The organism is Kitasatospora purpeofusca (genome assembly GCF_042691725.1).
GTDB lineage: Bacteria > Actinomycetota > Actinomycetes > Streptomycetales > Streptomycetaceae > Kitasatospora > Kitasatospora purpeofusca_B.
In genome coordinates, this window is sequence record NZ_CP170483.1 from 2,403,009 (window position 1) to 2,420,548 (window position 17,540).

The following is a 17,540-nucleotide window of genomic DNA, read 5'->3' on the forward strand; positions in this document are numbered from 1 at the left end:
GGACGGCCGGGGCCGGTCGTCCGCGCAGGCCCACGCCGGGCCCGTTCGGGCCCGACCGGACCCGGCCCGTCAGGCGCGTCAGGCCGGGAGCCAGGAGGGCCAGTGCCGCCGGGCCGGCCCGGCCGGGTGGTCGGCGCCGAGCAGCGGCACCAGGCGCTCGGCCTCCGGCGAGCCGATCGGGGCCAGGATGCCGTGCGCCTCGGCCCAGCAGGCGCGGGCCCGGGCCGGCCGGCCCGACCGCTCCGGGTCACCGGGCCGCTCCGGGTCACCGGGGCGGTGGTCCGCCAGCGCGTCGCCGAGCGCGGCCAGGGCCAGGCCGCGGCCCCGGTGGTCGCCGTCCAGGGTCAGCGCGTCGACCGCGCGCTCCGCCGCCTCGACCGCCTCCGGCCCGCGCCCGGCCGCGCGCAGCGACTCGCCGAGCCGCAGCAGGATCCGGCCGGTGCGCCGGTGGTCGTCCGGGTCGGTCAGGGCGAGCGCGGCCCGCCGGTGGGCGACCGCCTCGTCGGGCCGGCCGAGGTCGTGGGCGATCGAGCCGAGCGAGTCCCGGGCGCGGGCCTCCAGCGCGCGGTCGGCCAGGTCGTGGCCGATGAGCAGGGCCTGGTCGACCACCCGGCCCGCCGCGCCGAACCGGCCCTGCCGGGCGAACGCCCCCGCCAGGTCCAGCAGTTCGGCCGCCAGGGCGCGCCGGTCGCCGATCCGCTGCCGGACGGCGACCGCGGCCGAGAACCCGGCCACCGCCTCGTCCGGGCGGTCGAGGTGGACGAAGCAGGCGGCCAGCGAACCGTGCGCGAGCGCGAGCAGCGGCTCCGGCAGCCCGTGCGCGATGCACAGGTCACGGGCCCGGAGCAGCTCGGCGAGGGCCGACGACGCGGAGCCGACCTCGGCCAGCAGCCGGCCGAGCACCAGGCGCGCCCGGGCCTCCGCGGTACGGCCGCCCTCCTCCAGGGCGGCGCGCAGCAGGGCGTTGGCGGCGTGGCCGAGCGGCCGGGTGGCATGCCCGGAGTCCGCCGACAGGCAGACGCCCAGCAGGAGTTCGGCGAGCCGGTCGAGGCCGGGCGCCGCGTCCGGGGAGCGGTCCGGGAGCTGCGCGCACTGGCGCACCAGCGCCGCGACGCCCACGTAGTGCCCGCCGGCCGGGGAGGCGGTCCGCGCCGTCGGCGACCGGAGCGCGGCCGTCGCCCTGGCGTGGTGGTGGTCCACCAGCCGGGCCAGCGCGCCCGCCCGCTCACCGTCGATCTCCGCCTGATCGCGCGGGCCGCCCGGGCAGACCCGGTCGACCCGCTGGGCGAAGGCCCGCAGCAGGTCGTGGTAGCGGTAGCGGTCGGGGCTAGCCGAGACCTCCAGCATCGAGCAGTCCACCAGGGACTCGGCCAGCGCCTCGGCCTCCGGCTCCGGCCGGTCCAGGACCGCGGCCGCCTCCGCCGCCGACAGGTCCGGCACCTCGGGGACGGCCAACATCCGGAAGGCGCGGGCCTGTTCGGCGTCCAGCAGGTCGAAGCCGAAGCGGAAGGAGGAATCGACGGCGAGGTCCCCGCTGCGCAGCGCGTCCAACCGGTAGCGGTCGCCGCCCAGTTGCTCCACCAGCCGGGCGACGCTCCAGCCGGGGCGGCAGGCCAGGCGCGCCGCGAGGATCCGCACGGCCAGCGGCAACTGCCCGCAGAGCCGGACGAGTTCGCGGGCCGATTCGCCCTCGGCCGCCACCCGCTCGGCGCCGACCACCCGGGTCAGCAGGGTGACCGCCTCCTCGGCGGGCAGCACCGGCAGTTCGGTGAAGCGGGCGTTGGGCAGCGCCCCGATCCGGGTCCGGCTGGTGACCAGGACGGCGCAGCCCGCCCCGCCCGGGAGCAGCGGGCGGACCTGCTCGGCGTCGCGCGCGTTGTCGAGCAGGACGAGGACCCGCCGCCCGGCGAGCAACGACCGGTAGCGGGCCGCCCGTTCGGCCGGGCTCGCCGGGATCGCCTCGCCGGGGACGCCGAAGGAGCGCAGGAAGGCCGCCAGCGCCTCCTCGGGACGGGTCGGGCGGCCGTCCGCGCCGTGCAGGTCGAGGTAGAGCCGGCCGTCCGGGAACTCCTCGGCGAGGCCGTGCGCGACGTGCAGGGCGAGCGCGGTCTTGCCGACCCCGCCCATGCCCGCGACCGCCGCCACGGGCACCCGGTCCGGCTCCAGCAGGGCTGCCCGCACCGCTTCGACCTCCGCCGCCCGGCCGGTGAAGTCGGCGACAGCGGCGGGGAGTTGGTCCGGCCTGAGGACGGCGGATTCCGCCTCCACCGGCGCGCCGGCCTCCGCCGGGGGAGCCTGGACGGGCGCCGGTCCGGCGGGCGCCGCCAGGCTCCCGTCCGCCGCGAGGATCCGCCCGTGCAGGTCGCGCAGCCCGGGGCCGGGGGCCACGCCCAGCTCGGTGCGCAGCCGGCGGTCCGCCGCCCGGTAGACCTCCAGGGCGTCCGCCTGCCGTCCGGAGCGGTACAGCGCGAGCATCAGCAGCTCCGAGAGGCGCTCGCGCAGCGGGTGCTCCTCGGCCAGCGCCGCCAGTTCGGCGACCGACTCGGCCCAGCGCCCGCCCTCGACCTCCGCCTCCAGGCACGACTCCAGGACGGCGAGCCGGCGCTCCTCCCACTCCCGGCGCTGGCGCCGCAGGAAGGGGCCGGGCACCCCGGACATCGGCTCGCCGCGCCAGAGCGCCAGCGCCGTCCGCAGCACGGCGGCCGCCTCGGCGTGCCGCCCCTCGGAGCGCAGCGTCCGCGCCCGGGCCAGCAGTGACTCGCACCGCGCGGTGTCCAGGCCCTCGGGGTCGGCCACCAGCAGGTACCCGCCGCCGAGCGAGGTCAGCGCGTCGGGCCCGAGGACCCGGCGCAGCCGGTGCACATAGGTGCGGATGACGCCGTGCGCGCTGGCCGGCGGCTCCTCGCCCCACAGGTCGTCGACCAGTTGGGCGCCCGACACCTGCCGGCCCGCCCGGAACAGCAGGGCGAGCAGCAGCCCCTGCTGCTGCGGCGAACCGAGCGCCAGCTCCGCCCCGTCCCGCAGGCCGCGCACCGGCCCGAGCACCTCGAACCGCAGCCCTCCCGACCGCGCCTCCCGATCCACCGAACGACTCCCCCCATGTCCGTACAACTCCCCCGTCCGCATGATAACCACCGGCATTCCCGCTGCTCGGCCCCGGTGGAGCGGCGGCGGCGCGGCCGCGGTGGGAGGTTTGACTTCGAGTGGACTCCAACTCGTAGCTTCGACGGGACGACGCACCACGTACGACCAGGGACACGCACGACCAGGGAAACGGAGCACCTCCCATGCACACGAGCAGGAACGACGACGCCGCCGGCACCCGCGAGGAGCGGTTCGAGCGGGGGATGGCCGTCCTCACCTCCGTCGACGGCGAGGCCGGGCGGCGGGTGGTCGAGGGACTCGCCGACATCCACCCCGAACTCGCCCACCAGATCGTCGCCTGGGGCTTCGGCGAGATCTACAGCCGACCCGGACTCCCACCGCGCGACCGGCAGTTGGTCACCCTGGGCATGCTCACCGCGCTCGGCGGCTGCGAGCCGCAGCTGGAGGTCCACCTCAATGCCGCCCTCAACGTCGGCCTCACCCCCACCGAGATCACCGAGGCGCTGCTGCACTCCGCCGCGTACTGCGGCTTCCCCAAGGCCCTGAACGCCACCTTCGTCGCCAGGAGGGTCTTCGGCGAGCGCGGCCTGCTGCCCGTCGGCGAGCACTGACCCCGGCGGACTCCCGGGCCGGGAAAGGTGGTGAGGGACGGGAGGGGCGGCGGCAGACTGACCGCCATGACCGAAGAGGCACGCGAGACGTTCGCGACGTTCAAGAAGGACCTGCTCACCTATCTGCAGGACGCCCGGGACGCCCTGCTGTGGAAGCTCGAAGGGCTCTCGGAGTACGACATCCGCCGGCCGCTGACGCCGACCGGGACCAATCTGCTCGGGCTGGTCAAGCACGCGACGGCGGCGGAAGCCCTGTACTTCGGGGAGGCCTTCGGGCGGCCGTTCGAGGCGCCCCGGCCGTGGATCACCGGGGCCGCCGAGCCGAACTCCGACTTCTGGGCGACCCCGGAGGAGAGCCGGGAGCAGATCGTCGACGGGTACCGCGCGGCCTGCGCGCACGCCGACGCGACGATCGCCGCGCTGGCGCTGGACGCGGTCGGCCGGGTGCCGTGGGGCCGGCGCGCCGAGGTGACGCTGCACCACGGCCTCGTCCACATGACCGCCGAGACCCAGCGGCACGCCGGGCACGCCGACATCGTCCGCGAACTCGTCGACGGCGCGACCGGCCAGCGGCGGGACGGGGAGAACACCGCCCCCGGCGACGAGGCCTGGTGGGCCGGGCACCGGGCCCGGGTCGAACGCGCCGCCCGGGAAGCCGCCGGGGTGCAGCCGGCTCAGGCGTAGTGACGGGCGACGGCGGTGGCCGCGGCCGCGACGGCCTCGCGCAGGCCGGGCGGGCCGAGCACCACGGCCTCCGGGCCCAGCCGCAGGAGGTCCCCGACGGCCACCGCCGTGCTCTCGACGGCGAGGTCGACCTCCACCCAGCCCCCGGCGTCGGGCGGACCCGCGGTGGTCAGGGCCCGGGCGCCGGCGGCGCCGAACTGCATCGGCAGCAGCCTGCGGACCTGCGGGGAGACCCGCAGCCGGGCGGTCTGCTGGTGGAGGGCGGCGGTCAGCCGGCGGGCGGCCTCGGCCCAGTGGGCGGCCAGGTCGAAGCCGGCGGGGCGCTCGAAGGTCTCCTTGGCGACCTCGACGGCGAGCAGCCGGGAGACCCGGTAGGTGCGGGCGGCCGGCTCGGCGGAACCGGCACCCGCCGCACCCGCCGCACCCGCGACCAGGTACCAGATGCCCCCCTTGAGCACGAGGCCCAGCGGGTGCAGCTCCCGGTGCACCTCGCCGCGCCAGCGGCGGTAGTGGACGCGCAGCACCCGCTGCTCCCAGACCGCCCGGGCGACCGGCGCCAGGTGGGCGACCGGGTCGGCGTCGCGGAACCAGGCCGGGGCGTCGAGGTGGAAGCGGTCCTGGATCCGGCGGGTGCGGTCGGCGAGTTCGGCGGGCAGCGCGGCCTGGAGCTTGAGCTGGGCGGTGGTCAGCACGGCGCCGAGCCCGAGGTCGCGGGCCGGTCCGGGGGCGCCGGTGAGGAACAGCGCGTCGGCCTCGGCACCGGTGAGCCCGGTGAGCCGGGTGCGGTAGCCGTCCATCAGCCGGTAGCCGCCCTCGGGCCCCCGGTCGGCGGTCACCGGGACGCCGGACGCGGCCAGCGCCTCGACGTCCCGGTAGACCGTGCGGACCGAGACCTCCAGCTCGGCGGCGAGTTCGCCCGCGGTCATCCGGCCGCGGTTCTGGAGCAGGAGCAGCAGGGCGAGGAGCCGGTCGGCGCGCATGTCCCCATTCTGCCGCCCGTACCTGACAGAAGGTGTCAGGTACCGGCACCAGGGTGGTCACCGAGCGCACGGCACACCCGCCGTACGCCGCCCCGAGCTCCACCCAGAGGACGACCATGAGCGCTTCCACCACCGTCACCGGCGGCTTCGGCTACGCCGACTGGACCGAGACCGCGATCGGCCCGGCGCAGACCCTGCCCCGGCTGGCCCGGGCCTCCGTCGTCAACACCTTCACCGGCGGCATCGAGGCGGCGGCGACCGTCTGCGAGTACGTCCTCGTCTACGCCACCGAGAAGACCGGCGGCTTCACCGGCCTGCAGCAGCTCACCGGCCGGCTGGACGGCCGCACCGGCGGCTTCACCGTGGAGGAGCGCGGCACCTTCGAGGAGGACGGCACCATCCGCTGCGCCTTCGAGGTGGTCCCCGGCACCGCCACCGGCGACCTCGCCGGCCTGCGCGGCACCGGCAGCTACCGCTACCACCCCGGCGAGTCCCCCGTCCCGTACACCTTCTCCTACGAGCTCGGCTGAGCCCGGGCCGGGGGCGCGGGGCCTACGCCAGGCCGGTGAGGAGGGAGACCCGGACGTGCTCCGGGTAGCCGGCGGCGGGCGGGGCGGGGAGGGCGGCGCGCAGGCGGGCGGCGAAGGCCGGCCGCTCGGCGTGGGAGGGGAGCTCCGGGGCGGGGATGGCGGAGTAGACGGCGCCCAGGAGCTGATCGGGGGTCAGGGCGTCCTCGTACGCGATCACCGTCTCCCGCACGTCCGTGTAACCGGCGGCCGTCAACGCGGCGGCGTAGCCCTCGCGTTCGGCGGCGCCGGTGCCGCAGGAGGCGGTGATCGGGCGGCCGAAGTGCTCCTCCAGCGCGCCGCGCAGGGCGCGCGACCAGTCGGTGTCCTGGGCCCAGACCGGCGCGCCGTTGGCGATCACCGCGACCCCGCCGCCGGCGCGGGTGCGCGGGCGCAGGGCGCGGAACAGCTCGTCGGGACGCATCCAGTGCAGGGCGTTGCCGATCACGGTGACGCCGAACGGGCAGTCGCCGGGCAGCAGGGCCGCGAGGGCGGGGACGTCCGCGTCGGTGCCCAGCAGCCACAGGGCGTTGCGCACGCCCACGCGGTCGGCGGCGGCCCGGGCCAGGCCGAGCATGTCCGGCTCCGGGTCCAGGCCGATGACGGTCCGCACGTGGGCGGCGAGCGGCAGGGCGAGCTGGCCGGTGCCGCAGCCGAGGTCGAGGGCGAGATCGCCGATGCCGGGGTGGGCGTCCAGGCCGAAGGTGCGGACCAGGGCGTCGAGGACGGCCGGCGGATAGCCGCGGCGGTACTCGGCGTAGTGGGCGGCGACCTCGCCGGAGAAGTCCGGGCGGGCGGGAAGGGGGGAGGTGGTGGTCATGGCCGGATACCTGCCCACCCGGTCCCGGCGCAGTCGGCCGATCGCTGTGGGCGGACGGCCTGCGGCGGACGGATCCGCCGCAGGCCGCGGACCACGGGCCGGGCGCGCTCAGACCTCAGCGGGCGCGCTCAGACCTCGACGGGCGGCTCGGACATGATGCGGCGCACCTCGACCGGCATCTCGAGCGGCCTGCCCTCCGGTCCGGGGGCGGCGGAGACCTTGGCCGCGATCTCGACCGCGCGCGACTCGCCGTCGCAGTCGACGATCCACCAGCCGGCCACCCACTCCTTGGTCTCCCCGAACGGACCGTCGGAGACCACCGGCGCGCCGTCACCGCCCCCGCGGACGATCCGGGCGGTCGCCGGCGCGTCCAGGCCCTGGGCGTCGACGAGTTCACCGGTGCCGGCGAGTTCGACGTTGAGGTCCCGCATGTACTGGACGTGGACCCGGATGTCCTCGCCCGGCCACTCCTCGACCTTCGGGAAGTCGACGTCCTTCTCACTGAACTGCATCAGCAGCATGTACTTCATCGTTCACTCCTTCGTCGACCGCAGGCTCTCACAGGAGGTCGGAGCACGCCGGGTGTTCTCGGCATCCCGGCGGAAATTCCGGCCGGGGACGTCCGCGGTTCCCCCGGCGGACCCCGGAGCGACGCCGTTGACCGGGCCCTGAGCGGCACCTAGGGTCGGGATCCGTGCAGCGATACGACTGGCTGAAGAAGATTCAGCGCATGGACCCGGAGACCGAGTTCACCGAGATCTACCGGATCAGCAGCTGGTACGAGTTCCCCTGGGACTACACCCAGTCGCTCGGCTTCGCGCTCTACCGCACCTACGCCGTCCCCAGCATCGGCCGACTGCTCGCGCGGACCGGCGAGTTCACCGGGCGCACCCAGAAGCGGTACGACGACACCGTGCTGATCCTGGAGGCGGTGATCGAGCACGGCTTCGACTCCTCGCGGGGGCGCGAGGCGATCCGCCGGATGAACCAGATGCACCGCCGGTACGCCATCACGAACGACGACTTCCGGTACGTGCTCGCCACCTTCGTGGTGACGCCCAAGCGCTGGCTGGACGACTACGGCTGGCGCCGTCTGTCCCCGCACGAGATCCGGGCGGCGGTCAACTACTACCGCGAGCTGGGCCGGCACATGGGCCTGAGCGGCATCCCGGAGACGTACGAGGAGTTCGAGCGGCTGCTCGACGACTACGAGCGCGAGCACTTCGCCTTCGACCCGGGCAGCCGGGCGGTCTCCGACGCCACGCTCGGCCTGATGGCCTCCTGGTACCCGGCGCCGGTGCGGCCGTCGATGCGGATCTCCTCGGTCTGCCTGCTCGACGACCCGCTGCGCGAGGCCTTCGGCTACCCGGCCCCGCCGGCCGCGCTGCGCCGCGCCGTCCGGGCGGGGATGCGGCTGCGCGGGCGCTTCGTGCGGCTGCTGCCGCCGCGCCGCAGGCCGCACCTGGGCCGGGACGGGTGGCAGGTGCGCAGCTACCCCGGGTATCCGTACGGCTATCGGATCGGCGACCTGGGGACCTTCGAGGAGAAGGGCGCCACCGGCTCCTCCCCGGGAGGCTGCCCGTTCCCGCACGCCCCGGCGGCCGGGGACGGCGCCGAACACGGCGGCTGACATGCGTCGGGCGGCGGACGGGAGCGAGATCCCGTCCGCCGCCCGCCGAGGTGGTGCCTACAGCGTGCCGGCGACAGCCGTGCCCGCGTGGCTGCCCGGCAGGGAGTCGGTGGCGAGGGCCTGCGGGACGCTCCATCCGCCGGTGGCGGAGCGCGTGGTGGTCAGCACCCGGTTGTCGGCGGTGTCGACGGCGAAGCGGACGTCGGCGTCGACGCCGGCGGCGCTGATCCCGGTCGCGGTGACCTGGCCGAGGACGCCGCCCAGCGAGCGGAAGGGCTGCCAGGTGCCGTCCACGAAGCGGATCGTGTGCTGCACGGCGCCGTTGTCGGTGACGGCTGCGAGGTTGACGGCGTCGCCCTGGCGGGCCAGCGCGACGGAGGTGACCGGGGCGGTGGCACCGGCCGCCGCCTCGACGGAGCCCCAGGCGCCCCAGTTGCCGTCGGCGAGGCGCACGGTGTGGTAGACCTTCCCGCCCGAGACGGCGGCGATCTGGAGGTCGCCCGCGGTGCTCGCGACGGCGAGCGAGGTGATGCCGTTCAGCGGGCCGGTGGCGTCGAAGACCCGGCCGAAGCCCGCCCAACTGCCGGCCGCGTTGCGGACGGTGTGGAACAGCTGCCCGTCGGCGAGGACGAGGACGTGCAGGTCGGCGCCGATCGACGCGGCCGCCACCCGGGTGATCCCGCCCAGGTCCCCGACACCGGTGTTGAGGTCGCCGAAGCCGGCCCAGGTGCCGTTCGCGCTGCGGATGGTGTGGTACAGGTGGCCGTTGCCGCCCTGCGCGAGGACGTGCGTCTCGCCGTTGATGCCGGCCACCGCCGAGGTGCGCACGCCGCCGATGTTGCCGGCCTTGGCCTGGACGTCCTCGTAGGAGGTCCAGCTGCCGTCCTGGAGGCCGGTCGCCTGGTACAGGTTGGCGCCGCCCCGGACCAGCGCCCGGGTCTTCCAGCCGGGCGTGGACAGCCGGACCTGCTCGATCCAGCCGGCCAGGTCGTCGACCCGGGCGTCCACGGTGCCGGTGCGGGTCTCGGTGCTGCCGAAGCAGCCGCCCTGCCAGGAGCGGGAGGCGACGGCGACCAGCTCGGCCGCGCCGCCGCTCGTCTCGCGGAGCACCGGCGCGCCGGTGTCGCCCTTGCAGACCGAGGCGCCGTCGATGCCGGTGGTGTCCAGGGCGGTGGGGCGCACCGCGTCGACCTTGAAGACGCCGCTGTGGAGCCGGAGCGGGGACCACTCGGTCTTGGTGCGGCCGTAGCCGGGCACCCGGAGCTGCTGGCCGGCGGTCGGCGCGGTCGAGGCGACCTTGACCGGGGCGATGCCGTCCACCGGGGTGGCCAGCCGCGCCAGGACCAGGTCACGCGTCCTGCCGGGCTCCGGCAGCAGCTCGCTGACCTCGGTGGTCACGCCCTGGCCGGTGGCGGTCAGGTCGGTGCGGCCGACGGTGACGGTGGTGCGCCACTTCGGGGCGCCGGCCACCACGGTCCCCGGCTGGGCGGGGTCGTCGGTGAAGCAGGACGCCGCCGTGACGATCCAGCTCCGGTCGACGAGGGCTCCGGTGCAGGAGCGGAGGTTGTCACCGATGGCGATCCGCGCGGTGTACGCGTACGAGCCGTCGGCGGACGGGGTTCCGGTCACGGCACCGGCCGGGGCGGCCGAGAGGTTGACGAGCGTACCGATCGCCGCGGCCGCGGTCAGCGACCCGAGCAGGCGGGCGGAACGGCGACGAGCCGTGGACATTTCCTTCTCCTCTTCTGCATGGTGGAGCGAATTCATTCGTCCAGGAATTGGCAGCAGACAGCCCGGCAATGCAGAAGGACAGGGGGAATCGCCCCGACAGAGCGCCATCGCACCCGAGCAGGGGTCGACCACACATCTCCCCCGATTGCCACCGTGGACCGACCAGTCACATTGATACCACCAGCACGGGGCCGTTTCCGAGGGGCTGCGGACAAAAACTTCGTACACCCCGATGATCCGTCAGGAAGTGTACGATTTGAACCGGTTGACACCGCCATCCACCGAATCGGGCGGCGTGATTCGGGGGCAAATTCAAGCCACCGGACAATTTCTCGCCAATCCCCCACCCCGCCTGTTTATTCGTCGATCGTACGGGTACGTACGGCAGATCGACGATGAAGGCCCGCCACCGGGCGTACCGGTGGCGGGCCTTCGGCGTTCCCGGGCGGGGAGGAGCTACGCCCCGGTGAGGTGGCGCAGCAGCGGGCCGGGGTCGTGACTGCCGCAGGCGGTGCGGACGGCGGCGTCATGGGCGGCGGCGAGGGCGTCGAGCCGGGCGAGGCGGGTGAGGCCGAGCCGGGAGAGGTGCGCGGTGATGCGGCGGCGGTCCTGCTCGTCCTGGCGGCGGTAGACCCAGCCGGCCTCGGCGAGGGCGTCGACGATCCGGCTGAGGCTGGCCTGCGGGATCAGCAGCGCCTGGGCGAGCTCGCCCATCGAGCGGCCGGCTCCCTCGGTGAGGGCGCGCATGACGCGCCACTGGTCCAGGGTGCAGCCCTCGGCCTCCAGGCGGGCGGCGAGGTCGCGGGCGAGGCGGCGCTGGGCGATGGTGAGGAGCTCGATCAGCAGGGGCTGGTCGGTGGCGACGGCGGCGGGGGTGGTCGCGGGGGTGGTGGCTGCTGGTGTCATGGCCGTGTCTCTTTTCCCCGTCGCCGGTCCCGGTCGCCGGCCCGGTCGTCCTGTCCTCGTTTGGCCGGATCGGCTGCCATGACGATACTCGCAAGCGATGAGCGCCGAGGTGAAGCTGCTGGAGCCGCTCGACGCGCGGTACCTCCCCCGGGAGGCGCCGGCGCTGCGGGTGGGCCTGGTCGTGCCGCAGTCCGGGCCGCTCGGCCTGACCGGGCCGTCGGCGCTGGACGGAGCGCTGCTGGCCGCGCACGAGGTGAACGCGGGCGGCGGGGTGCGCGGGCTGCCGCTGGAGCTGGTGCTGGTGGACGGCGGCGGCGCCCCGGCGACGGTGGCGCGGGAGGTGGCACTGCTGCTGGACGCCGGGGCGGTGGACGCGGTGGCCGGCTGCCACTCCAGCGATGTGCACCGGGCCGTGGAGGCGGTCACCACCGGGCGGACGGCGTACGTGTACACGCCGCCGCACGAGGGCGGCGACCGGCTGCCGGGCGTGTTCTGCACCGGGGCGGACCCGGCACGGCAGCTGAACGGGGTGGTGGAGCGGCTCACCGCGCGGCACCGGCTGCGCCGGTGGGCGCTGGTCGGCAACGACTACATCTGGCCGTACGCGGTGCACCGGGCGGCCGGGGAGGCGGTGGCCCGGGCCGGGGCGCGGGTGGTGCTGGAGCGGCACCTGCCGTTCGGGGCGGCGGAGCGGGCGCTGGAACCGCTGCTGGACGCGCTGCGCGCGCAGCGGGCGGACGCGGTGCTGCTGAGCCTGATCGGCGCCGACCTGGTGCGGTTCAACCGGGCGCTGCGCCGCAGCGGCCTGGACCGCCGGCTGGTGCGGCTGTCCGGCGCGCTGGAGGAGAACAGCCTGCTGGCGTACGGCGGGGACGGCACCGGCACGCTGTACGCCGCGATGCCGTCGTTCGCGTCCCTGGCCGAGGAACGGCGGGTGCGGCTGGCGGAGCAGCACCGGGCGGTGTTCGGGCCGTACGCGCCGGTGCTGGACGCCTACGCGGTCGGGTTGTACGACGGGCTGCACCTGCTGGCGGCGCTGGCGGCGCGCGGGGAACTGGTCGCGGACGGCGGGCTGGGGCGGGCGGCGGCGCGGCTGCTGCGCGGGGACGGCGCGGCGGTGCGGCGGGCCTGGTCGCGGGCGCCGCTGGGGCCGGCCCGCGACGGGGTGCACCTGGCGCGGGCGGAGGGACTGGGCTTCACCGTCCTGCCCTGACCGTACCGACGCCGACACAGGCAGCCACCTGCGGCGAAACCCTTCCATTTGGAAATAACTGGCTCTAGGGTCTCCCCCACCACCTCGGGTCGCCCCGCCTCGGGTCGTCACGGAAGAGAGCCCCCCACATGTCCGAAGCACCCGCCTCCCCCGCCGGCATCGAGAGCTACGGCTACCAACAGGAGCTGCGCCGCTCGCTGCGGTTCACCGACCTGCTGGTCTACGGCCTGGTCTTCATGGTGCCGATCGCCCCCTTCGGCATCTTCGGCAGCGTCTTCCAGGGCTCGGGCGGCATGGTCGCCCTCGCCTACGCGCTCGGGATGGTGGCGATGATGTTCACCGCCCTCTCCTACGCGCAGATGTCCCGGGCCTTCCCGATGGCCGGCTCGGTGTACACCTACGCCGGACGCGGCATCGCGGCGCCGGTCGGCTTCCTGTCCGGCTGGATGATCCTGCTGGACTACGTGCTCGTCCCCGGCCTGCTCTACCTGATCGCCGGCGTGGCGATGAACTCACTGGTGCCGGCGGTGCCGGTGTGGCTGTGGCTGGTCGGCTTCGTGCTGCTCAACACCGCGGTCAACTACCTGGGCGTCGAGATGACGTCCAAGGTCAACAAGGCCATGCTGATCGGCGAACTCGTCGTGCTGGTGGTGTTCATCGGCTTCGGCGTGGCGGCGCTGGCCTCCGGCAAGGGCCGCGGCTTCGACTTCACCCCGGTCTACAACTCGCAGACCTTCTCCTGGAGCCTGGTGTTCGGCGCGGTGTCGGTGGCGGTGCTGAGCTTCCTCGGCTTCGACGGCATCTCCACCCTCTCCGAGGAGAACCGGGACTCCACCAAGGCCATCGGCCGGTCGATGATCGCCGCGCTGCTGCTGGCCGGCTCGCTGTTCATCGTGCAGACCTGGATCGCCTCGCTGCTCGTCCCGGACCCCGCCGCGCTGATCGCCGACGGCGACCCGGACGGCACCGCCTTCTACGACGCGGCGCGCGTCGCCGCCGGCGGCTGGCTGGCCACCGTCACCGCCGCCGCGACCGCCGTGGCCTGGGGCTTCGCCAACTCCCTGGTGGCCCAGGCGGCCACCTCGCGGCTGCTGTTCGCGATGGCCCGCGACCGCCAGCTGCCCGCCTTCCTCGCCAAGGTCCACCCGCGCCACCGCGTCCCGGTCAACGCGACCCTGCTGACGGCCGGCGTCTCGCTCGTCCTCGGCCTCTACACCGCCTCGCGCGAGGACGGCATCACGCTGCTGTCCACGCTGGTCAACTTCGGCGCGCTGACCACCTTCCTCGTCCTGCACGTGTCCGTCGTGGTGCACTACGTGTTCCGCCGCCGCAGCCGCGACTGGTGGCGTCACCTCATCGCCCCGGCCCTCGGCTTCGCGATCCTCGCGTACGTGGTGATCAACGCCGACATCGCCGCCCAGCGGCTCGGCTTCGTCTGGCTGGCGATCGGCGGGCTCGTCCTGACCGGGCTGCTGCTGTCCGGCCGCCGCCCGAACCTGGCGGCGGTGTCCGCCGACGCGACCCCCGACTCCTCCCCCCGCAAGGAGAACCAGTGAACCTGCCCGACGTCGTCACCCTCTCCCCCACCCCCGACGACTACGCCTACACCTTCGGCGGACGCGCCCCGCTGGTGACCGTCCGGCCCGGCACGGTGGTCGAGCTGACCACCGAGGACTGCTTCGGCGGCCGGGTCCGCGGCTTCGCCGACCTGCCGAGCGCGGTCTGCGCGTTCCCCTACCTCAACCCCGTCACCGGGCCGATCGCGGTGGCCGGCGCCGAGCCCGGCGACACCCTGGCCGTGCACTTCGTGGAGATCACCCCGGCCCGCGACTGGGGCGTCTCCAGCACCTTCCCGCACTTCGGCGCGCTCACCGCCACCCACACCACGGCGATGCTGCACGCCCCGCTGGAGGAGCGGGTCTGGGTCTACGAGCTGGACACGGCGGCCGGCGTCTGCCGCTTCCGGGCCCGCAACAGCGACTTCACCGCCGAACTCCCGCTGGACCCGATGCACGGCACGGTCGGCGTCGCCCCGGCCGGCGGCGAGACCCTGCTGTCGATCACCCCGGGCGCGCACGGCGGCAACCTCGACACCCCCGAGATGCGGGCCGGCACCACCGCCTACTTCGGCGTCAACGTGCCCGGCGGACTGCTCGCCATCGGCGACGGCCACGCCCGCCAGGGCGAGGGCGAGGTGTGCGGGACGGCGGTCGAGACGGCGATGCGCACCACGGTGGTGGTCGACCTGATCAAGGGCGGCGGGCCGGCCTGGCCCCGGCTGGAGAACGACCGGTACCTGATCTCCACCGGTTCGGCCCGGCCGCTGGAGGACGCCTTCCGGATCAGCCAGCACGACCTCGTGTGCTGGAGCGGGGAGTTGCTCGGCCTGGACGTGCTGGACGCCTACCAGCTGGTCAGCCAGGCCGGCCTGGCCCCGGCGGCCAACGTGTGCGACACCAACTACACGATGGCCGCCAAGCTGCCCAAGTCCCTGCTGGGCCGCACCCGGGCGTACGACGGCCTGCACGACCGGCTCCGGGAGACCGCCGCCACCTACCTGCGCGGCCGTTGAAGAGCGGTCAGGTTCCCTGCACAACGGTGTTCTGATTGGCGGTGAGCAGCCACCGGCCACCCTCCTTGGCCATGACGTACAGCGGGCTGCCCTCCTCCCCGATCTGCCCGCCGTCGCCGTCGAGGTAGCGCTGGCGCACCTTGACGGCGGCGACGTCGGGCCGGATGAAGATCACGTGCACCACCTCGTAGGTGGCCGTGTGGCCGCTCTCCGCGAAGGCCCCGGGCAGCACCGTGCGGGTGAACGCGGCGATCTCGTCGCGGCCGCGCAGGAGCTTGCCGTGGCCGGTGGTCCAGATCGCGTCCGCCCGGAAGAGGCCGACGAACTCCTCGACGAGCTCGTTGACCTGCGCGTGCTGGACGGTGGCGACCACCTGCCGGATGGCGGCGATCTCGGCCTCGGCGGAACCGGCGTTCATGAGAGCGTTCGTGATGGCGTTCATGACGGCCATGATGGAATCTCAAGCCGACTTGAGGTCAAGCCCGGACGCCCTCGGGGCTTGAAGCTGCCGCAACGGCAGCCTCTACCGTCCTGACCAGGGCCGGACGGACCGGCCCGGCGAGAGACGTGAGGGAGAGCGGAATGGCTGGCTGGCCGATCGCCGAGGTCGCCCGGATGTCCGGGGTGACGGCCCGGACGCTGCGGCACTACGACGAGATCGCGCTGCTGCCGCCCGCCCGGATCGGCGCCAACGGCCACCGCTACTACGAGGAACCGGAGCTGCTGCGGCTCCAGCAGATCCTCGTGCTGCGGGCGCTCGGCCTGGGGCTGTCCGAGATCGGCCGCGTCCTGGCCACCCGGGTGGACGAGCTGGAGGCGCTGCGCGGCCACCACCGCCGGCTGCTCGCCGAGCGCGACCGCCTCGAGGAGCTGGCCGCCACGGTCGCCCGCACGATCACCGATCTGGAGCGATCCAGGAAGGACGGTACGACCATGACCGCGATCAACCGGCCCGAGAACCTCTTCGAGGGGATCCGGGCGGCCGACTACGACGAGGGCGTGAGCGCGTTCCCCGAGCTGGCCGAGGCCACCCGGCGGGCCACGGCGGAGCTGAGCCCGGAGGAGGTCGAGGCGGGCCAGCGCGAGCGCACCGCGCTGATGATCCGGCTCGCCGAGCTGATGGCCGCCGGCCTGCCGGTCGACGCCGAGGCGGTGCAGGCCGAGATCGCCGCGCAGTACCGGGCGCTCACCTCCATCCAGCCGGTCTCGCCGGCGGACTTCCGGGCGATGGGGCAGGCCTGCGTGGAGAACGAGCCGTGGCGGGCGGCGTACGAGTCGATCGCCCCCGGGCTGGCCGAGTACCAGCGGGACGCGATCGAGGCGTACGCGGCGGCGCTGCCCTCCTGAGCGGCCCCGCCGGGGGCCGGGCGGGCGCGAGCGGGTGGACGGGACCCGCTCGCGCCCGCCTCCGCGCCCACCCGAACGGGTGATCTAGTCTGGTGGGGTGACTCTTCTCGTTCGCCGCCGCCACGTGGACCTGCTCCGCGTGACCAGCATGTCCTGTCGACGCTCCGGCTGAACCTCGTACCCCTTCACCCTCAGCGCGGCCCGCAGCGGCCGCGTCCCCCCTCCCGGCCCCGGGCACTGCCGCCGCACCAGGCGCGTCCCCGGTGTTCCCGGTCACCACCGGAGCCGGCCGGGACGAGACCCAGCGGATGTCACCCATGACGCAGCAGGACCACCCCGTCAACCCCGTCGAGGCCCACGCCGAGACTCCCCTCGACGCCCTTCCGGTGATCGACCTCTCGCTCGCCGGCGGCAGCCCGGCGGACCGCACCCGCCTGCACGACGGGCTCCGCACCGCGGCCACCCGCGTCGGCTTCTTCCAGCTGGTCGGCCACGGCGTCACGCCGGCCGAGACCACCGCCCTGACCGACGCCATGCGGGCCTTCTTCGCCCTCCCCGAGGCCGACCGCCTCGCCGTCGCCAACCTGCACTCCCCGCACTACCGCGGCTACACCCGCACCGGCGACGAGCGCACCGGCGGCAGCCGGGACTGGCGCGACCAGCTCGACATCGGCGCCGAGCTGCCCCCGCACGTGCCCGCCCCCGGCGAGCCCCCGTACTGGTGGCTGGAGGGCCCCAACCAGTGGCCGGCCGCGCTCCCGGAGCTGCGGACCGCCGCCCTGGCCTGGATCGACCGGCTCGGCGCGGTCGCCCGCACGCTGCTGCACGAACTCCTCGCCGCGATCGGCGCCCGCCCCGACTTCTACGACCCCGCCTTCGCCGGCCACCCGCACCTGCGGCTCAAGCTGGTCCGCTACCCGGGCACCGCTCCCGACGGAGCCGCCCAGGGCGTCGGCGCGCACAAGGACTACGGCTTCATCACGCTGCTCCTCCAGGACACCGTCGGCGGCCTCCAGGTGGAGCGCCCGGACGGCACCTTCCTGGACGTCCCGCCGCTGGAGGGCGCCTTCGTGGTCAACCTCGGCGAGCTGCTGGAGGTCGCCACCGACGGCTACCTCAAGGCCACCAGCCACCGCGTGGTCAGCCCGCCCGGCGCCCGCGAGCGCTTCTCCGTCCCGTTCTTCTACAACCCGCGCCTCGACGCCCACATCGAGCCGCTGGACTTCCCGCTCGCCCACCACGCCCCCGGCGCCACCCAGGACCCGGCCAACCCGCTCTACGCCGATTTCGGAATGAACGAGTGGAAGGGCTACACGCGGGCCCACCCCGAGGTCACCCGCCGCCACCACCCCGACCTCGCCGCCTGAGCACCGCC

General features: G+C 74.9%; 16 protein-coding genes. 9 read left to right on the forward strand and 7 right to left on the reverse strand.

The window, feature by feature from the left end; translation table 11 throughout:
* Positions 1-78 precede the first annotated feature (78 nt).
* Positions 79-3,084 carry a BTAD domain-containing putative transcriptional regulator gene (locus ACFCLZ_RS09800; protein WP_380284428.1) on the reverse strand — a complete coding sequence of 1,002 codons (3,006 nt, stop codon included), beginning with the start codon at positions 3,082-3,084 and terminating at the stop codon, positions 79-81.
* 203 nt (positions 3,085-3,287) lie between these two features.
* Here ACFCLZ_RS09800 and ACFCLZ_RS09805 point away from each other — a divergent pair, with 203 nt between their 5' ends.
* The gene (locus ACFCLZ_RS09805) at positions 3,288-3,716 is read left to right on the forward strand and encodes a carboxymuconolactone decarboxylase family protein (RefSeq protein ID WP_380284429.1); all 429 of its coding nucleotides are present in this window, start codon (positions 3,288-3,290) and stop codon (positions 3,714-3,716) included.
* A 66-nt stretch (positions 3,717-3,782) separates the two neighbouring features.
* The gene (locus tag ACFCLZ_RS09810) at positions 3,783-4,400 is read left to right on the forward strand and encodes a DinB family protein (RefSeq protein ID WP_380284430.1); all 618 of its coding nucleotides are present in this window, start codon (positions 3,783-3,785) and stop codon (positions 4,398-4,400) included.
* Here ACFCLZ_RS09810 and ACFCLZ_RS09815 read toward each other — a convergent pair.
* Positions 4,391-5,380, reverse strand: a complete 990-nt coding sequence (locus tag ACFCLZ_RS09815) for a helix-turn-helix transcriptional regulator (protein WP_380284431.1) — start codon at positions 5,378-5,380, stop codon at positions 4,391-4,393. The two genes, ACFCLZ_RS09810 and ACFCLZ_RS09815, sit on opposite strands and share 10 nt — an antisense overlap.
* 116 nt (positions 5,381-5,496) lie before the next feature.
* Here ACFCLZ_RS09815 and ACFCLZ_RS09820 point away from each other — a divergent pair, with 116 nt between their 5' ends.
* Positions 5,497-5,910, forward strand: coding sequence for a DUF3224 domain-containing protein (locus ACFCLZ_RS09820; protein WP_380284432.1), 414 nt, complete (start codon positions 5,497-5,499; stop codon positions 5,908-5,910).
* Between the two features lie 22 nt (positions 5,911-5,932).
* Here the strand turns inward: ACFCLZ_RS09820 and ACFCLZ_RS09825 are convergent, their stop codons facing one another.
* On the reverse strand, positions 5,933-6,766 hold the full coding sequence (locus ACFCLZ_RS09825; protein WP_380284433.1) for a class I SAM-dependent methyltransferase: 834 nt from the start codon (positions 6,764-6,766) through the stop codon (positions 5,933-5,935).
* Positions 6,767-6,894: 128 nt separating this feature from the next.
* On the reverse strand, positions 6,895-7,296 hold the full coding sequence (locus tag ACFCLZ_RS09830) for a YciI family protein (RefSeq protein WP_380284434.1): 402 nt from the start codon (positions 7,294-7,296) through the stop codon (positions 6,895-6,897).
* A 164-nt stretch (positions 7,297-7,460) separates the two neighbouring features.
* Between ACFCLZ_RS09830 and ACFCLZ_RS09835 the strand changes: the two genes are divergently transcribed.
* Positions 7,461-8,396, forward strand: a complete 936-nt coding sequence (locus ACFCLZ_RS09835) for an oxygenase MpaB family protein (protein ID WP_380284435.1) — start codon at positions 7,461-7,463, stop codon at positions 8,394-8,396.
* A 57-nt stretch (positions 8,397-8,453) separates the two neighbouring features.
* Here the strand turns inward: ACFCLZ_RS09835 and ACFCLZ_RS09840 are convergent, their stop codons facing one another.
* Both ACFCLZ_RS09840 and ACFCLZ_RS09845 read right to left on the reverse strand, forming a co-directional pair.
* Positions 8,454-10,127 (reverse strand): trypsin-like serine protease, encoded by a 1,674-nt coding sequence (locus tag ACFCLZ_RS09840; RefSeq protein WP_380284436.1) that lies wholly within the window; start codon positions 10,125-10,127, stop codon positions 8,454-8,456.
* A gap of 456 nt (positions 10,128-10,583) precedes the next feature.
* Positions 10,584-11,033: a MarR family winged helix-turn-helix transcriptional regulator gene (locus ACFCLZ_RS09845; RefSeq protein WP_380284437.1), complete on the reverse strand. Its 450-nt coding sequence runs from the start codon at positions 11,031-11,033 to the stop codon at positions 10,584-10,586.
* Positions 11,034-11,130: 97 nt separating this feature from the next.
* Here ACFCLZ_RS09845 and ACFCLZ_RS09850 point away from each other — a divergent pair, with 97 nt between their 5' ends.
* The 3 genes from ACFCLZ_RS09850 to ACFCLZ_RS09860 all read left to right on the forward strand — a co-directional run bounded on the left by ACFCLZ_RS09850 (position 11,131) and on the right by ACFCLZ_RS09860 (position 14,818).
* The gene (locus ACFCLZ_RS09850; RefSeq protein ID WP_380284438.1) at positions 11,131-12,246 is read left to right on the forward strand and encodes an ABC transporter substrate-binding protein; all 1,116 of its coding nucleotides are present in this window, start codon (positions 11,131-11,133) and stop codon (positions 12,244-12,246) included.
* A gap of 128 nt (positions 12,247-12,374) precedes the next feature.
* Entirely contained in the window at positions 12,375-13,802 is a 1,428-nt protein-coding gene (locus tag ACFCLZ_RS09855; protein WP_380284439.1) for an APC family permease, read from the forward strand.
* The gene (locus ACFCLZ_RS09860) at positions 13,799-14,818 is read left to right on the forward strand and encodes an acetamidase/formamidase family protein (RefSeq protein ID WP_380284440.1); all 1,020 of its coding nucleotides are present in this window, start codon (positions 13,799-13,801) and stop codon (positions 14,816-14,818) included. The genes ACFCLZ_RS09855 and ACFCLZ_RS09860 overlap by 4 nt, the downstream gene beginning before the upstream one ends.
* Positions 14,819-14,825: 7 nt before the next feature.
* On the opposite strand, the gene ACFCLZ_RS09865 is transcribed toward ACFCLZ_RS09860, so the two are convergent.
* Complete coding sequence (locus tag ACFCLZ_RS09865) at positions 14,826-15,260, reverse strand: SgcJ/EcaC family oxidoreductase (protein WP_380284441.1); 435 nt, start codon at positions 15,258-15,260, stop codon at positions 14,826-14,828.
* Between the two features lie 140 nt (positions 15,261-15,400).
* On the opposite strand from ACFCLZ_RS09865, the gene ACFCLZ_RS09870 reads away from it, so the two are divergent.
* Together ACFCLZ_RS09870 and ACFCLZ_RS09875 are read left to right on the forward strand one after the other, a co-directional pair.
* Entirely contained in the window at positions 15,401-16,165 is a 765-nt protein-coding gene (locus ACFCLZ_RS09870) for a MerR family transcriptional regulator (protein ID WP_380284442.1), read from the forward strand.
* 317 nt (positions 16,166-16,482) lie between these two features.
* Positions 16,483-17,532, forward strand: coding sequence for an isopenicillin N synthase family dioxygenase (locus ACFCLZ_RS09875; protein WP_380284443.1), 1,050 nt, complete (start codon positions 16,483-16,485; stop codon positions 17,530-17,532).
* Positions 17,533-17,540: the final 8 nt, after the last annotated feature.

Coding starts and splice junctions, on each gene's coding strand:
- ACFCLZ_RS09805 (WP_380284429.1), top strand. CDS start 3,288: ATGCACACGAGCAGGAACGACGACGCCGCCGGCACCCGCGAGGAGCGG.
- ACFCLZ_RS09810 (WP_380284430.1), top strand. CDS start 3,783: ATGACCGAAGAGGCACGCGAGACGTTCGCGACGTTCAAGAAGGACCTG.
- ACFCLZ_RS09815 (WP_380284431.1), bottom strand. CDS start 5,380: ATGCGCGCCGACCGGCTCCTCGCCCTGCTGCTCCTGCTCCAGAACCGC.
- ACFCLZ_RS09820 (WP_380284432.1), top strand. CDS start 5,497: ATGAGCGCTTCCACCACCGTCACCGGCGGCTTCGGCTACGCCGACTGG.
- ACFCLZ_RS09825 (WP_380284433.1), bottom strand. CDS start 6,766: ATGACCACCACCTCCCCCCTTCCCGCCCGCCCGGACTTCTCCGGCGAG.
- ACFCLZ_RS09830 (WP_380284434.1), bottom strand. CDS start 7,296: ATGAAGTACATGCTGCTGATGCAGTTCAGTGAGAAGGACGTCGACTTC.
- ACFCLZ_RS09840 (WP_380284436.1), bottom strand. CDS start 10,127: ATGTCCACGGCTCGTCGCCGTTCCGCCCGCCTGCTCGGGTCGCTGACC.
- ACFCLZ_RS09845 (WP_380284437.1), bottom strand. CDS start 11,033: ATGACACCAGCAGCCACCACCCCCGCGACCACCCCCGCCGCCGTCGCC.
- ACFCLZ_RS09850 (WP_380284438.1), top strand. CDS start 11,131: ATGAGCGCCGAGGTGAAGCTGCTGGAGCCGCTCGACGCGCGGTACCTC.
- ACFCLZ_RS09855 (WP_380284439.1), top strand. CDS start 12,375: ATGTCCGAAGCACCCGCCTCCCCCGCCGGCATCGAGAGCTACGGCTAC.
- ACFCLZ_RS09865 (WP_380284441.1), bottom strand. CDS start 15,260: ATGAACGCCATCACGAACGCTCTCATGAACGCCGGTTCCGCCGAGGCC.
- ACFCLZ_RS09870 (WP_380284442.1), top strand. CDS start 15,401: ATGGCTGGCTGGCCGATCGCCGAGGTCGCCCGGATGTCCGGGGTGACG.
- ACFCLZ_RS09875 (WP_380284443.1), top strand. CDS start 16,483: ATGACGCAGCAGGACCACCCCGTCAACCCCGTCGAGGCCCACGCCGAG.